12 protein-coding genes and 2 pseudogenes are annotated in these 14,886 nt (G+C 55.8%); 3 read left to right on the top strand and 11 right to left on the bottom strand.

The features are described 5' to 3' along the window. Window positions 1–41: 41 nt before the first annotated feature. The 9 genes and pseudogenes from P186_RS09150 to P186_RS09110 all read right to left on the bottom strand — a co-directional run. Complete coding sequence (locus P186_RS09150) at window positions 42–1,181, bottom strand: glycosyltransferase (protein ID WP_014289182.1); 1,140 nt, start codon at window positions 1,179–1,181, stop codon at window positions 42–44. Continuing rightward, window positions 1,175–2,362 (bottom strand): glycosyltransferase family 4 protein, encoded by a 1,188-nt coding sequence (locus P186_RS09145; RefSeq protein WP_014289181.1) that lies wholly within the window; start codon window positions 2,360–2,362, stop codon window positions 1,175–1,177. Before P186_RS09145 ends, P186_RS09150 begins: the two co-directional genes overlap by 7 nt. After that, entirely contained in the window at window positions 2,347–3,297 is a 951-nt protein-coding gene (locus P186_RS09140; protein WP_014289180.1) for a glycosyltransferase family 2 protein, read from the bottom strand. Before P186_RS09140 ends, P186_RS09145 begins: the two co-directional genes overlap by 16 nt. Next, window positions 3,298–4,224: a glycosyltransferase family A protein gene (locus P186_RS09135; protein ID WP_014289179.1), complete on the bottom strand. Its 927-nt coding sequence runs from the start codon at window positions 4,222–4,224 to the stop codon at window positions 3,298–3,300. A gap of 567 nt (window positions 4,225–4,791) precedes the next feature. Next, a complete protein-coding gene (locus P186_RS09130; RefSeq protein ID WP_014289178.1) occupies window positions 4,792–5,433 on the bottom strand; it encodes a cyclase family protein in 642 nt (213 codons plus the stop codon). Window positions 5,434–5,490: 57 nt separating this feature from the next. Next, window positions 5,491–5,952, bottom strand: coding sequence for a PaREP1 family protein (locus P186_RS09125; protein WP_014289177.1), 462 nt, complete (start codon window positions 5,950–5,952; stop codon window positions 5,491–5,493). 87 nt (window positions 5,953–6,039) lie between these two features. Further along, window positions 6,040–6,333 (bottom strand): annotated as a pseudogene (locus tag P186_RS09120) (5-formyltetrahydrofolate cyclo-ligase); the annotation flags it as partial. A 1-nt stretch (window position 6,334) separates the two neighbouring features. Then, window positions 6,335–7,912: an LAGLIDADG family homing endonuclease gene (locus tag P186_RS09115; RefSeq protein ID WP_158307140.1), complete on the bottom strand. Its 1,578-nt coding sequence runs from the start codon at window positions 7,910–7,912 to the stop codon at window positions 6,335–6,337. A gap of 229 nt (window positions 7,913–8,141) precedes the next feature. After that, window positions 8,142–8,582, bottom strand: a pseudogene (locus tag P186_RS09110) (5-formyltetrahydrofolate cyclo-ligase); the annotation flags it as partial. A gap of 46 nt (window positions 8,583–8,628) precedes the next feature. Between P186_RS09110 and P186_RS09105 the strand changes: the two are divergent. Both P186_RS09105 and P186_RS09100 read left to right on the top strand, forming a co-directional pair. Beyond that, entirely contained in the window at window positions 8,629–9,804 is a 1,176-nt protein-coding gene (locus P186_RS09105; RefSeq protein ID WP_237179386.1) for an NfeD family protein, read from the top strand. Between the two features lie 6 nt (window positions 9,805–9,810). Next, the gene (locus tag P186_RS09100) at window positions 9,811–10,677 is read left to right on the top strand and encodes an SPFH domain-containing protein (RefSeq protein ID WP_014289172.1); all 867 of its coding nucleotides are present in this window, start codon (window positions 9,811–9,813) and stop codon (window positions 10,675–10,677) included. Here P186_RS09100 and P186_RS09095 read toward each other — a convergent pair. Then, the gene (locus tag P186_RS09095; protein ID WP_014289171.1) at window positions 10,674–11,756 is read right to left on the bottom strand and encodes an AAA family ATPase; all 1,083 of its coding nucleotides are present in this window, start codon (window positions 11,754–11,756) and stop codon (window positions 10,674–10,676) included. The two genes, P186_RS09100 and P186_RS09095, sit on opposite strands and share 4 nt — an antisense overlap. A gap of 43 nt (window positions 11,757–11,799) precedes the next feature. Then, window positions 11,800–12,849, bottom strand: coding sequence for an encapsulin (locus P186_RS09090; RefSeq protein ID WP_014289170.1), 1,050 nt, complete (start codon window positions 12,847–12,849; stop codon window positions 11,800–11,802). Window positions 12,850–13,069: 220 nt separating this feature from the next. On the opposite strand from P186_RS09090, the gene P186_RS09085 reads away from it, so the two are divergent. Then, window positions 13,070–14,869 (top strand): beta-propeller domain-containing protein, encoded by a 1,800-nt coding sequence (locus tag P186_RS09085; RefSeq protein ID WP_014289169.1) that lies wholly within the window; start codon window positions 13,070–13,072, stop codon window positions 14,867–14,869. The last annotated feature ends 17 nt before the right edge of the window (window positions 14,870–14,886 follow it).

Genomic DNA, 14,886 nt, shown 5'->3' with positions numbered 1-14,886 from the left:
GATATAAAATACTTAAAGTGAGGTATTATGAACCTTAGTAATTATTTCATTTGCATATCTTTATAATATTCTCCAACTATATTTATTCTCGATATCATTTCTTGCATTCTTGCCGATGTTTTCTCTGATGTTATCTTTTTTATCAAAATTTTTAATTTATTTGACATATCTTCAATATCATTTAATCTCACTATATATGCATTATACTCATGTTTTAGTACAGCTCTAACGCCAGGTGTGTCCTCAGCTAAAATAGCGCCGCCGTTAGCCATAAACTGAAACATGGAGCTTCGTTCGGCCAAATATACTGGTAAAAATTTCGTTGATGTAATAATTTTAATATCTATATTTCTCAATAATGATAACCGATATATATCATTGAATTTTGTCATTGGAATATATATGAAGTTTTTGATATTAAGCTCCTTTGCTATTCTTTGAATAGATGGGTGTGTCTGCATCACGAGGACTATATCCTTTTCGTCCTTCTCTATAGCTTTAAAAGCCTTTAGTATCTTTTCCACACCTATTCGCTCTATACCTCCGACGTACCACATCCCGCCGCTGTATCCAATTATTGTTTTTCCTTCTAGTTGTGGGTATTTTTCGTAGATGAGGTTTTTGGGTGCCTTGAGTGGGTCGAACACCTCTAGGTCTATCCCGAATGGGAGGTACTCGACGCATTTAAGGCCGTAGCTCTTAAGCAGAGTCTGTATTGCCCTAGACCACGCTATCACGCAGTCGGCGCGGCGGAACGCGGCGAAATCCACAGCGTTAAACGCCACGTCCTCCCTATCGCAGTGCCACAAATCCATCAAATCAACCACAACACGACGGCCAGCCCAACGAGCGGCAAGAACGCCGCTTGTGTTTAGAGTGATGACCACGTCGTTGGCCAGCTCTTTCACGTATGGGTAGTATAGGTATTCGTAGGCGAGGGCGTCGAGGAGCGTCGTCCCGTCTATCCTTTGACATGGATATACCCTTTTTAAGGGATCGCCTCTATATCTTCTGCCGGTCTTGCTGGCGGTGGGCGTGGCCGGAGGCTGGAACTGCCTCTGGGGGTTTCTGTAGTGTCCTAGGAACGTCCTTAGTCGGTATATCTTCGCGCCGCAACAGCGTTTGAAGAGGAATGGCCTGGGGTATATGTATGGGTTGAAGCCTGTGAGGTAGGTCACCATATCTCCTGCACCCTCTTGACGAAGTTTTGGAAGGTCAAGTCTCTGGCTCTTTCTAGGGCTTTCTGCGAATAGTATGTCCACTTCTTGCGATTGCTCAGCAACTCCGCTATCTCGTCGACTGCTTCATCCTCGCCGACGTAGCCTAGACCCGATTTGCCTTCTTGCGCGAGATCTGTCCAGGCCCCGCCTGACCTATGGACTATCGGGGGGGTTCCGTAGGCCATCGCCTCGGCCACCGCTATGCCCCAGTGCTCGTTTATCGTTGCGTGCAGGAAGGCCACGGATCTCGCGAGGGTCTGTTCTATCGTCCGCCTGGATGGGCTTCTCAGCAACACGACGTTATTCAAGTCCATTTTTCTTATCAGTGAGAGGAGCTGCTCGTAGTACCGTCTGCTGGTGGGCGTCGAGGCGTCGCCCATTATTACTACCTTGGCGTCCGGCGCCTCCCTTGCCAGCCTCGGCGCTATCTTCTCTACCACCCAGTGGTACCTCTTCTCTTGAGAGTAGCGGCCCAACATAGCTACTGCACGTTCTCTTTCCTCATAACCTGGAGGGTTCTCTTCTAACTTAATAGTAGGTGAGAGAGGCGGGTTTAATACCGTCGGCTCTTCGCCGAAGGCTCTCCTCACCAAGTCGGCCGTCCATCGCGAGTTGGTTAACACCTTCTGCGCTGAGCGGAAGGGATTTTCCCTGGCATATATTCTATATAGTTTCTCGAATACCTTTGCATATATACTCATTGGAAACCTGCCGTATCTCTCCGCCGTATAGGGATCTTGCGTATAGTAGAAGCCTAGATCCCGATACCTCGGGTTAAAGGTTAGATCTAGAGGGAAGTGTATATATTCAAATATGGCAATTTTTCTCTCTATTGGTTTATAGGTCGGCATATCTATTACGGCGAACGCCGGTCGGTACTTCTCTATGGCTTTCTTTATGGGTATCCACACCAAGAGCCGCATGTATAGGCCCAGCGCCTTCATCTTGAGGTTAAGAGAGACGTCGGGATACCTCCTCAGATCTATGCCGAACCACTCGACGTACTTCCCCTTGTCGAATTTAGTCAACGAGGTGAGTATGGGCGTGTACCCGTCGCCCTCTAGCCCCGCCGCGATCGACGCCATTACCAGCTCCCCTCCGCCGGGTCTGTCCCAGAAGTGGTGGCCTACCACCGCGTACATGGGGCCTTGGGAGGCTTGAGCCATCTGCATATGTCGGCCAGCCTGAGCGGGTATACTGCCGCCATGCTGGTGTATAGGGCTAGCGCCTTCACGTACATCTCCAACCCCTTACTTGCTCCGTACTTCCTGACTTGGAAGAGCAACGGCGCCAACTCGGCTAGGGCGGCGAAGGGGGTGGCGATCGAGCCCAACACGGCGGCTAGGTGGACCGCCGCGAACAGCACTGTGTTGATCTTCTGGCGTGGCGTCGCAGTGTAGGCATACACCAGTGCTTTCTTGTGTATCCCCCTTAAATACTGTCTTAGGGGGGTGCCTACGGGCACCTCGCTCAGCCTAGGCCTGTTGATGTCGTAGGCAGGCGTCGGGATTATCAAGGTCCTGTACCCTCTGCAGGTTGCTCTGAGGCCGAACTCTCTGTCTTCCGCCTGCGTCATCCTCTCGTCAAAGGGGCCCACCTCGCGAAATACGTCTCTGCGGAATAGGTTAACGCTGAAGACCGCGAAGTCGGCGAGGTTCGCAGGCTCTGTTCTGCAGTCTGGAAGGGCCGCTATCGCTTTCTCTATATCGGCCTCGCTGGACACCGTCACGTCGCGCCTTGCGAGAGCCGCTATGGGCGCCTTCAGGCTCAGCAACGCCCTTAACGCGCAGGGAGGGGCGATGACGTCGCTGTCCCAAAAGATGACATAATCGCCAGCGGCCTCTCTCACAGCAATGTTCCTCGCCTCGGGTATGTTGGTATCTGCGGCATCTATTACCCGAGCTTCGGGCATCAACTCCCTCACCAACTGCGGCGATCCGTCGGTAGATCCGCCGTCGATGTATAATATCTCTACTTTCTCGCCATCTACCTGCTCGACCGCCCGCCTTATAGACTTGAGGCTGTATCTAAGGATCCATCTGCTGTTCTTGCCTAATACAGCTATCGAAGCGATCATCTAGATCCTTACCGACAGACCGTATACAGTCGCTAAGATACGCGGCAGGTTCCTCCTCCTTAAGGCTACTAATAAGGCTATTAGATATGCGACGTAAGAGACCCGCGCGCCGAGGCGTTTAAGCCGCCAGAAGTTAGCCACTCTATCGTAGTGTAGCCAAAACTCATGCCAGAAACCTCTGCCTCTCGTCAACGAATTCTCGTGGACGATATGCCACGCGACAGGCGCGGTCGATACCTCAGAGACTATGTACGTGTCGTAGCCCCTCTTCTTTGCACAATATGCCAGTATTTTCTCGTTCCATATGCCTTTCTTGCTCCTTCTATATAGTTGGGATAGAGGACAGCCCCTAACGGCATCGATCCTCAAGCCCATGTTGACGCCGTCCAGCGACGTAGATTTCACCACTACTCCGGTACATCTCTTCAACCCCATAAACCCAGATATCGAGATCCATCCACAATAATCTATATATTCTTCTAGAGGTTTTCTGTAGAAAATTTCAGCTGTTGGCTCATTTTGATAAAAGGGTTCAGACGTCTTCACAAGCTCCGCGCCACAAAGATATGCGCGATACGTTAGACCAGAGATCCCGCCGGCATTTTTCAGATCTCGAAAAAGATGTTCATACTTTTCTACCCATCTCTCCTCCGCTACCGCGTCGTCGTCCAAAAACAAAATCACGTCACTCCTAGAATTCCTTATAGCCATGTCAACAGCATCTACGAAGCCGCCACTCTCTTGCACGATAAGATTGATCGGCAACTTACCGCGAAATTCGTTCACCACCTCCTCGCTACCATCTCCACTTGGCTTCAATATGATGATAACTTCGTCGGGTTGTCTTGTTTGGATAGAGAGCGAATTTAGGGAATATTTGAGCGCCCAGCTACGTCTGTACGTCACAATCGCCGTAGATATTATCATCAAAGATGCGCTCATAAGCTAACTTTTTAAGTACTGTTGGATTGGGAGGCAACTCAGTATGTAGGCGATTATGTGAGGGCCCTTGACATCGAATAGCTCGCCGTGTTTGTATCATTGAAGCTACCGCGGCTTCTCTTACTAGCGGTGTCGGTGTGTAGACTGCGGCAGTGAGCGTCAGTGCGGCGAGGTTTGACATAATGCGGCCGTTGCCTTGTGGTGGAGCAACGCGTCAGGGGGATGGGCATTATGGCGGGTAGCGCGGCGGCTAGCGAGATGTACGGCAGCCATTCCAGGGGGCCAAACGCCCTGTCTAGTGTGGGTTAGCAATTGTGAGGGGGCTGGCGATGTGTCGAGTAGAAGGGCTGGAGGTCTGTCTCTGGATCAACATCTCTTCCTCCTCGGCGCCTCTGAGCGCGGCGTCGATGTATAGGTAATCCCGGGGCGAGCGACGCGCGGCGAGCCTCCTGGCGGCTGTAAGTGCGCAGACGGGGAGGCGGCGGCCGCCGCTGACCGCGGCTGGAGTCCTCGCGCAGGCCGCAGAGGCGGGCGGCCTCTAAATCGCCCGGGTTAAGCCGGCGTTATCTCCGCGATTGCCCTCACGGGGGCTCCGCTTCCCTGCGCCAGCTTGAGGGGTAGGCCGTAGAAGCGGCCTCTCTTGCCGACGACGGCGGCGAGGTTTGTGAGGTTTTCGTATATCAAAACCTCCCTCGCGAGGAGTATTTTGTGTATTTCGAAGGGGGCGTGGTCGGGGGAGGGGGCGTCGGTGCCCACGGCGTTTATGCCCAGCTTGGCTAGGTGCTCAGCCAGCTCTGGCGAGATGTCGGGGTGCTCCAGCCAGCGGTCTGTCCCGGCGTAGGCGTCGTATCCCGTCCGGAGGAGGACCACGGCGCCGGGGCCGAGGTCGGCGCCCCGGGGGAGCCTGGCCTCGAATGCCCTCAGCGTTATCTGGCCTCTGGGGGGCAGGTCGGAGAAGTCGAGTGCGACGAAGGTGCCGATGAACTTCTCGGGGGGTATCTGGTCCACAGTCCTCGCCCCCGGCACGAAGTGGGCGGGGGAGTCGACGTGTGTGGCTGAGTGCTCTGGCGTGTACATCACGCGGGAGTAGTAGCCGTGGAGGTCTATCTTGGACCACTGGATGAAAGCAGGCTTGGGGTAGCCGGGGAAGACAGGCGTGTCGGGGCCCAGCTCCATCGTCAAGTCTATATACATGTGGTATCTCTTGTATCCATATTTAAAATTAACCGCGCCGTCGATCTCGGCGGCGTTTTATAAGAATTTCTTCAGCTTCTCCACAAGCCTCAACACGGCTTCTCTGTGTAGCTCAAATTCTTCTTTTTGCATGAAGTTGTGGTAGTAGTTTGCGTGGAGCCTCTCCGCCAGGCTGAAGCCCACTACCAACTCCCTATTCCTTGTCTCTCTGTATAGCCGGTTTATGGCGACTGCGTAGTCCCGGTGGCTGTAGTGTTCCCAGCCCCGCTTCTCCGCTATTGCGTTTAGGAGGGCGGCGACGGCTCCCCAGTACTTCTCCCCAGCATGAAGCAAGTCGCCCTTTTGATACAGCTCCTCAGCCTCCCTCAAAAACTTCTCATGAAGCTTGAGGTAAGCCTCGATGCGCTCAGGTGGGTCGAGCCGCTCTGCCACTAGTGTGAGTAGAAACTCCTCCAGGTCTTTGTCTCCTGCCGCTTTTTTCAGCACCTCGGCCACGGGGGGAGATATGGTGACGGCCACGTCTCTGTCTGAGTTGCTAAATATATTTTTGTGTGGCTCTGCGGGCGCGGCGTGATGTCTGGCGCTGTGGCGTGCGTAGAGGCGGCCTCAGGATGTGCGGCTTGTTGCGAGTTTTTCTTTTAGCTCGGCGAGCAGTGGGATTTCTGTGAGCATCTTGTCTGTGACGTACTGCCAGAGGATTCCGTGGGGCTTCTTGTCTACTCTCTTGGTGTGTATAACGCGGGTTGGGGTAGCCACGACGTCTACCGGAAGGTCGAAGGACTCGTGGGGGATTTCGTCGTCAACGAGTTGCACGTCGTGTACCGTGGTGGCCACCGGCGTGTCCTCGCCTACCTTCCCCAGGACTGAGAGGATGCCCCACTCGAGCTCGGCGTAGCCGTGTTCATGTGTGGAAAAAAGGGGTGTTTATGTACCACTTATACATTGTGTCGAAGAGTTGTTTGTATTCAAGTAGCCTCCGGAAATCACCGCCGCTTAGCTTAAAGGAATGTTGCTTAATTGGTACGTCTCTACCTAGTAGCTTTTCTAAGATGTGTTTCCTCTCTTCCACTGCCTTTCTGGCTGGCGCCTCTCCAACGATAGTGTTTTTTCTCTCTATTCTGAACGTGATGGTGAGGTTATGAGGCTTTATATTGATGCGCAACTTATTCCCATCTATCAGCGCTTCGGCTGTAATGTCCTCGGGTAGGTCTCTTGATGAATACCGCTGTCCCTCTTCAATTATTTTGTTTATGGCGTGGTAAGCAGAAGTTTTATGTGCTTGTTCTTTTAAATATATTAATAAGTTCTGTGCTTTTTTGTTATTTTTTCGGTATGCTAGATATGCTAGGTATCTTAATCCTTCGTGTTTTATAGTAACACGTCCGCTCTTGTGGGGGGATGGCACTGCAAATGTAAAGTGTATTTTTTCTGTTAGGCCTATTTCTTTTAGCTTTTCAATAGTTAGATAAGTTTGGAATTGGTTTTTAGGCGATGTAATCACGTTTATTGAAGTGCTGGTTTTTCTCACAGAGAAGCTCCATTTAAAGCTTCCGATTTTTACTAATTTTTCAGCTTTAGGTGAATCTGTAAGCAATTCTGGGGGTATGATTGTCACGAGTTTGCGAAGTTGTCGTTTATAGATATTAAGCAAGTAGTATCTTCTACGTCTATATATTCTTGGGGTGAACCCGAATTTCCACATAAGCGCTACTAGTATTATTGCTAATTTTTCATCGCCAATGGTAATAGAGACGTAACTGTATTTTTCATTTACGTGGCCGTCGCCTTCTATTAATCCCAACATGAAGGCGCCGAAATCTCTTTCGCTTTTGTTAAGTAGTGAGGCTGAAACATATCTTCTAGCTCTTCTATTCCAATCAGAGAGAAAGTTGTTCACATCTATCCTGCTGTTTATAGCACTAATAGCCCTTTGTATTAGTGGATTTGAATTTAGAGCTGATACCGCTTCCCGTACTGTGGCACTCCACCAGCTTGTGTCAAGGCGCCAGTATATCTCTACAATTGGTTTCAGTCCCTTTTTAGTGAGGCTAAAGCCTTTTATTCTAATATTTACTAGATTGAATAATTTAGTTAATTTTGATAATTGCCAAGATTGCGTAGTGCCGACTTTGACATAAATATCCTCAATATAGGCATCTGAAGCAAGCCATCCAAGCAGGTATGAATATTTGAAATCCGAGGAGATATTTGCAGTACCTTTTAATTTCTTAAGCTTTGTTGCTAACTCATTCTGACCTTTTACTTTTAGTATAGTGACCTTTCCATCTGTAGATATCTTTACATCGCCATAATCAAACAAGATTCTTTTTCCCCGGCTGATAACTCTAGGAACCTGCATTAGGGCTTGCCTTAGCTTTGTAATGAGATCATCGCAGGATTCACTAAGGTAGCTTCTCCACTCTTCAGCACAATTGATCGCGCCCTTATGCCATAGGCCATCTATACCTAAATTGCCCATATACAATGTAATATTTTTAAATTTATGAATAGTCGTTTTAGAAGACGGAAATCTTTCCATCGGCGATTATTACCTACTTAGATCTTTAGGCGAAGAAATACAAACCAAAATCCTTACTAACAGAGCGCTTTGTCAGAGTCATGTAATTGGGAACCTGTACGCTTGGAGTAAAGTGGAGGCCTTAGGCTATTGGTCCACTTCTGGGTCCGGCGAGATTATATGCAAAGGTTCCGAGCCTCCTCCCGTCTCTGGGGTTTACGGCTACTGAGCCTATCACCACGAGGTCCACCGGTGGGAGGTCCCAGGGCTTGACGGGCCTGCCCCATTTAAAGGCGCCGGCGATGGTGGATGCCTCTCTGTACGCGGCTTTGGGGATCTGGGCTGGGTCTAGGAGGAGGAGGCCCTCGCGGATGCGGGGTGTGGGCATCACCACCTTCTTGCCGGCGTGCATCGCCGCCTCGCGGCAGGGCCTCTGGGGGGCGTCGGGGTTTATCTTAACCACGGCGGCCTTGGCGAATATGTCTAGGTGGGCTAGGTTCTGGCAGGCCCTTTCCGCGCCTTTGAAGTTGGGGATTCTGCCGTAGACGGGGCGGGGGAAGGCGGCGACGCCTCTCTCCTCCATTAGCCTCCATATCCTCTCCCTGATGGCCTGCTTCGCCTCCTTGGCCACGGGGTGCTGGGCGCCTCAATTTTTAAAACTGTTTGTTGATGGGGGCGTGGGCAGGTGGCTGGGGTTGCTTCTCCTCCTCGCGGCGCACGCGGCGGCCGGGGGGGCGGCGGTGGCCCTCTACCTCGACGGGACTGTGGACGGCACGGCGGCGTCGCTGGCTAGGTCTGCGCTGGCTGAGGCGGAGAGGCTGGGGGTGCCTCTCGTGGTGGTGCTGGACACCTACGGGGGGTTCCTCGGCCCCATGGACCAGATCGTGGAGATGTTTCTAAACGCCGGGGTGCCGGTGTACGCCTACGTGCCGGAGGGGGCCAAGGCGGTGTCGGCGGGCGCCTTCATAGCCATGGCGGCGAGGCGCATCTACATGGCGCCGACGGCCGAGATAGGCGCGGCGGAGCCCAGGCCCCCGGACCCAAAGGTGGTGAACTACGCCGCGGCTAGGATGAGGTCCCTGGCCTCCGCCAAGTGGAACGACTCCCGCGTCGACGTCGCCGAGTCTTTTGTTAGGCAGAACAGGGTGCTCACCGGCGCGGAGGCCGTGAAGCTCGGCATCGCCGAGCCTCCGCCTCCAGAGGGCTGGAGCTTCGCGGCTGTGTACAGGCGGGACCCGCTGGCGAGGTTGCTCAACGCCCTGTCGGACCCGGCCCTCATCTCGCTTATGATCCTGCTGGGTGTCGTGCTCATCGGCTACGAGCTGGTGGCCGCGGGGTTCCAGGGGGTGGGCGTCGTGGGCGGCGTTCTTCTCGCCCTTGCCCTCTACCTCGTGGGCCAGCTGGGGGCCGACCTCCTCTCCCTTCTCCTCGCCATGGCCGGCGCGGCGCTTATCGTGGGGGAGATGGTGGCCGGCCACGGGGCCCTGGCCGCCTCGGGCCTGGCCCTCTTTGCCCTTTCGCTGTACTTCGCGGGGAGCGGCCAGCCCTACTACCAGTCCCAGGGGGCTTCATACGCCTCGGCGGGCCTAGCGGCGGTTGGGGCTGTGGCTGTGGCGTACGTGGGGTACAAGGTGAGGCAGGCTTTGAAGAGGCGGCCTCTGGACTACCGTAGCCAGCTGATGGGGGCGAGGGGGGTGGCCAAGACGGAGATAGGGCCGGGGCAGCCGGGGGTTGTGTACGTGGCCGGGGAGGAGTGGACGGCGGTGTCTGACGAGGCCGTGGAGAGGGGGGCGGAGGTGGTTGTGGTGGAGGTGGAGGGCCTCACCCTCAAAGTTAAAAAAGTGGTGAAATAGCTCAATATGCTACTGCAGGCGGAGATTGTCTGGGGCATCGCGGCTCTGTTGATTGCCGTCGTCGTGATCGCCGTCGTCGCCACCTCCATACGCGTGGTGCCGGAGTTTATGAGGCTGGTGGTCTTCCGCCTCGGGCGCCTCGTCGGGCTGAGGGGGCCCGGGCTGGTGTTCCTCATCCCCGTCGTCGACCAGGCCTACCCCGTGGACCTCAGGGAGCAGGTCATCGACGTGACGAAGCAGACGTGCATCACTAAGGACAACGCGCCGGTGGACATCGACCTCCTCATATACCTAAAGGTGGTGGACCCGGAGAAGGTTATCACACAGGTGCAGAATTTTAAGCAGGCGGCCGTGGGGATAGCCACGACGACGCTTAGAGCCGTGGTGGGCGACATAGAGCTGGACGAGGTCCTCGCCAAGAGGGAGTACATCAACTCCGTGCTCAGGGCGAAGCTGGACGAGGTCACGGCGAGGTGGGGGGTGAAGGTGACTGCGGTGGAGATTAGGGAGATCATCCCGCCGTCGACGGTGCAGTCGGCGATGGTGAAGCAGATAGCCGCGGAGAGGGAGAGGAGGGCTATGATCGCCCAGGCAGACGGCGAGAAGCAGGCGGCTATTCTAAGGGCGGAGGGTCAGAAGCAGTCCGCCATCCTCCAGGCGGAGGGGGAGCGCCAGGCGGCTATCCTCAGAGCAGAGGGCCAGGCGAAGGCGCTTGAGCTACTTAACGAAGCCGCCTCTAAGCTGGGGCCGAACGCCCTGTTGCTCCAGTACCTAGAGGCGCTTAAGAACATGGCCTCCTCCCCGTCGACGAAGATCGTGGTGCCCATGGAGTTGCTTAGCCACCTCCAGCACATCTTAAAGGGGGAGCGCTAGCAACGCAGGTCCCCCAGGGCCAGCCTGAGGGCGGGGTCCGCCACTATGTATAAATCGCCTCTTTTCTCCAAGAAGCCGTAGTTCACCAGGTTGGTGAGCAACTTGGTTACCTCGGGGTCTGAGACCTCCCGGCCCTCCGCGGCGGTGAGGTAGCGCTTCACGTCGGACCACCTGGCGCCTTGTCTGCAGATCTTAGCCACGTGGATGTACCTCCGCGATCCTGTGTACTGGACGAAGTGGCAGAACTCCGATGCCGCCAGCCTCTTGGCGTACTCCACAGTCTCGTCAAGCGCCGTCCCGGGGCTTTTCAAGGCCCTTAGGCCGAAGTACGCCAGCCAGCCCACCACCCCGTCGAGGAGCTCCACTGCCCTCTCGACGAGGTCCCTCCCGATCTCCGCCCCCGCCTGTCTAAACCCCTCTTCTAGAAACCTCGCCGAGAGCTCCGGCGGAAAGGGGCCGATGTCAATCCTCTCGGCGTACCTCCCGAAGAGGGGGCTGTGGGGGTCCTCCAGCCTGAGAAACCTCAGCAACAGCCCGGCTTTGGAGCCTGTGAACACCATCGCAACGTTGCGGAGGTGGTCGTAGGCGTAGCCAAGCGCCGGGAGCAGGTTCCTGCCCCTGAGCTTAACCAGCTCCTGCGCCTCGTCGATTATGAAGATCAGCCTCTCCCCCCTCTCCCCAGCCCACTGGTCAAAAGCCTCCAGCAACTCGGCGAGCCGCGGCGCGTTCCGCCCCACTTCAAACCTGACGTCGACGCCAGCCACGGACACGCCCCTGACCCTCGCCACGAGCTCAGCGAGTCTCTTGTGTAGAGGCAGGAGCCGCCTAAGCTCGTCCCTCAGCGCGTTTAGAAAGTCGTCGTAGGATATGTAGGGCCTCTCCTCGAACACCCTCGCGTCTATGTACACCCGCAGGCGGCCGTAAGTCGCCGCCTTAACCACCGAAGTCTTCCCCACCCGCCTCATCCCCAACACCAGGGTAAGAGCCCTGCCGCCCACCGCCTCCACCAGCCGCCTCACCTCCCACTCTCTGTCGAAAAGCTCCTCCAGCCGCTCCGCAGGCCTGTCTCTAAACAACATAGGTATGTAGTAACTACATACCTATAAAGTTTAGAGAAAAAAACTACCCACCTACCCGTAGCGCCAAAACGCCGGCGGGGTTCTTCACCCTCACGGCGAATGTCTCGCGTAGTAGAAAGCCGTGTCCCCCCTCCTCCGGGCCTAGGTATATGACCTCGGCGTCAACGCCCACGGCTATGTCGGCCACGGAGGGGTGGATAGAAATGAGCAGAGCATCGTTGTCGCCGAGCTGTGGCAACGCCACCACGTCCCTCACCAAGGTCTTTACCCGTGTGAGCTCCATAACCCCCGTCTTCTCCTCTACAGCTACCAGCTTTGCGAACCTCCCAGGGCTTACGAACAGGACATAGGGCTCGGGGACGTATCTCCTGTACAACTCAGCCACGGCCTTAGCCACCTCCTGCACAGCAGACCCCGGCCTGTCCCAGCTGGAAATCTCTACAACATCTCCGCTTTTAAGAAGATCGCCGAGCACCGCGGCGTCTTCTTCATACGCCAGCTTGACGGCGGCCTTATCAGCCTCGACAGATTCCACAGGTGCCCCCCTGGACAGCGCGAGGTCGACTTGTTGTTGCGACACGGTGAACCTAATTTTCAGCTCCCTCAATGGCGTGATCCTCCTCTCGGCTTTGCCCTCCCTCGTCAGCACTTCAAAGGCCACAGCATCGGCGCCGCGTCCCACCTTGTAGGTAGCGACCACTTTCCTAAACCGCCTCGCCGCGGCGGCGGCGTCGGCCACCTGTTTAGCCAGCTGGCTGATCCATCCGCCGTTGCTAGGCGGATCTCTACCCTCGCCAGCCCCCACGCCAGCCAGCTCCCGCACCTCCTTCGCCCCCGCCTCCAGCTCCCCGGCTAGCTGGGGGTCATACTCCTTGAGGAGGGCGAGGAATTCGCCGAAGTGCGTCCTCTCCTCGTTTGCCACGTCTTGAAAAACTCTGCGCACCCTCTCGTCTTCTGCATATCTAGCGAGCTGTAGATACAGGCTGATGGCGTCAAGCTCAGCTATAATAGCAAGACGCAGGGCATCCCCCACGTCGCCGACATCAAAACCGCGTTCACGGAGGCGATCTATCGGGTTTTTTGCAAACACCATATGAAACACAACAAACAACTTTTTAAATATGCTACATAAATATTCATAAACTCTATTGTAGACAAAATAAGAGAATATATTATCCTCAGAGAGGTCAGCACTATAGCTGGGTAAAAGACTTCACTATGTTTTCCAAGCTTTGTGCAAATTGTTTAACGCCCAGCCGCTCGGGATGTACTCCCAGTACATTAGGGATATAAGCTGAGAGGGGTGTATTTCCGTGCTTCGCCAGCTTGCGGCCCTGGCGCTGACTATACTGGCGCTGGCACTCCTTCTCGCGGTTAAGATGCATGTCGAGGGGGGTGCGGCGGAGACAACTGCCTCGCCGAGGCTACCAGTTGTTAAACTCGCCGCTCTGGAGCTGTTGCAACAAGGCGACTTTATAATGGCTGATCTACGCGCAGCTTATCTAACAACCGCCGCGCCTGCGGCGGCTGGCGTGTTCAAATCGGCGTCGGCGGCCAACGTCCAGGTGTGGGGTGTCGACGAGGAGGACTATGTGAAGTTCGACGGGGAGTATCTATACGTGGCGGCGGGGTGGAGGCTCTACGTGGTGGACAAGACGCCCCGTGTGGTGAAGACTCTGGAGTGCCCCGGCCTCGGGTGCCACGTATTTGTCTGGGGCGGGAGGGCGCTGGTGTATGGAGAGACGAGGGGCTACACAGCCCTCTACGTGTACGATCTTGGGAGCGGCTCCCGCCTCGCTGTGTACAACCTGTCGGGCTGGCCGGTGGCCGCGAGGATGAGCGACGGCGCGGTGTACATAGTCGCCCAGTCCCCCGCCAGGGTGGAGATCAACGGCCGCGTTGTCGAGGAGGCCCCCGTGCTAGCCCTCGGGGCTCCGCCCGCGGTGCTGATAGTCGCCGGGGTGGATTTGAGAAGTCTCCAATTCAACGCTTCCGTCTACGTCGCCGGCTCCACGCCCAGGGTCTACATGAGAGACAACCGCCTATACGTAATCACCCCCCTCGCCCTGCCGGACTACCTGGCCAAGGTGGTCAACGCCACGTGGAGCCTCCTGCCAGACGACGTCAAGAAGAGGCTCGACAGAACGAACCCACTCGTCCTATACCTCTCTGTACTAGACTTGCTGAAGAACAGCACAGACGTCGTCCACATCTTGAATAGGGCGAATATCACCACGGCCACTAGGATCTACGTATTTGAGGGCGAGGGGCCGTACTTGAGGCTCAAGGCGGTGGCCGAGGCGCCTGGGAAGGTGCTGGACCAGTTTGCAGTAGAGGAGGTCGACGGCGGCTTCGTCGTGGCCACCACGGCGTCTCCCATCCGCTTCCACGTGGGGTATGTGTGGCGGGCGGCGGGGTGCCCTATCATAGACATTACCCAGACGCCGGCGAGGGTGATCGTCAGATGTCCCCCCGAGCTCCGCCTCTACATCACGGAGGGCGAGCCGGTGAACGCCGTCTATGTCTTCGACAGTGGGGGGAGGCTTGTGGGCTCTGTGGAGGGCCTGGCGCCGGGGGAGAGGATATACGCGGCGAGGCTGGTGGGGAACGTGATGTACCTAGTAACCTTTAGACAGGTGGACCCCCTCTACGCCGTCGACTTGGCCGACCCGGCGAGGCCGAGGGTGCTCGGCTACCTCAAGACCCCGGGCTTCTCGGAATACCTCCACCCAGTGGGGGAGGGGCTGTTGCTAGGGGTGGGCCTCCACGAGCGCGGCGTCAAAATCGCCCAATTCGACGTGTCCAACCCGGCGGCGCCCCGCGAGACGTCAAACCTCACAATAGCCAATGCGTACACGCCCGTTTTCCAAGACCACCACGCCTTTGCCTACGACCCCTCCACGAGGCTAGCCTTCATACCATACGTCGGCCATCACGGGAGGCTTAGAACCCTCTTCATCGAGGTGGGAAGGGGGCTCGCAGTTAAGGCAGATCTGGACCTCCCAGCAGAAAGAGCCTTCTTCACCGAGGACGGCGTGTACCTCGTAGGCTGGAGAATGGTGTGGAGGCTCAACTACCGCTTCGAAAAGATAGGAGAGGCGGTCCTAGGCTAGTGCGCCGCGCGCCCCGA

This window comes from Pyrobaculum ferrireducens (assembly GCF_000234805.1).
Taxonomy (GTDB): domain Archaea; phylum Thermoproteota; class Thermoprotei; order Thermoproteales; family Thermoproteaceae; genus Pyrobaculum; species Pyrobaculum ferrireducens.
The sequence above is the reverse complement of the archived record's forward strand: the minus strand, read 5'-3'. Positions and strand labels throughout refer to the sequence as shown.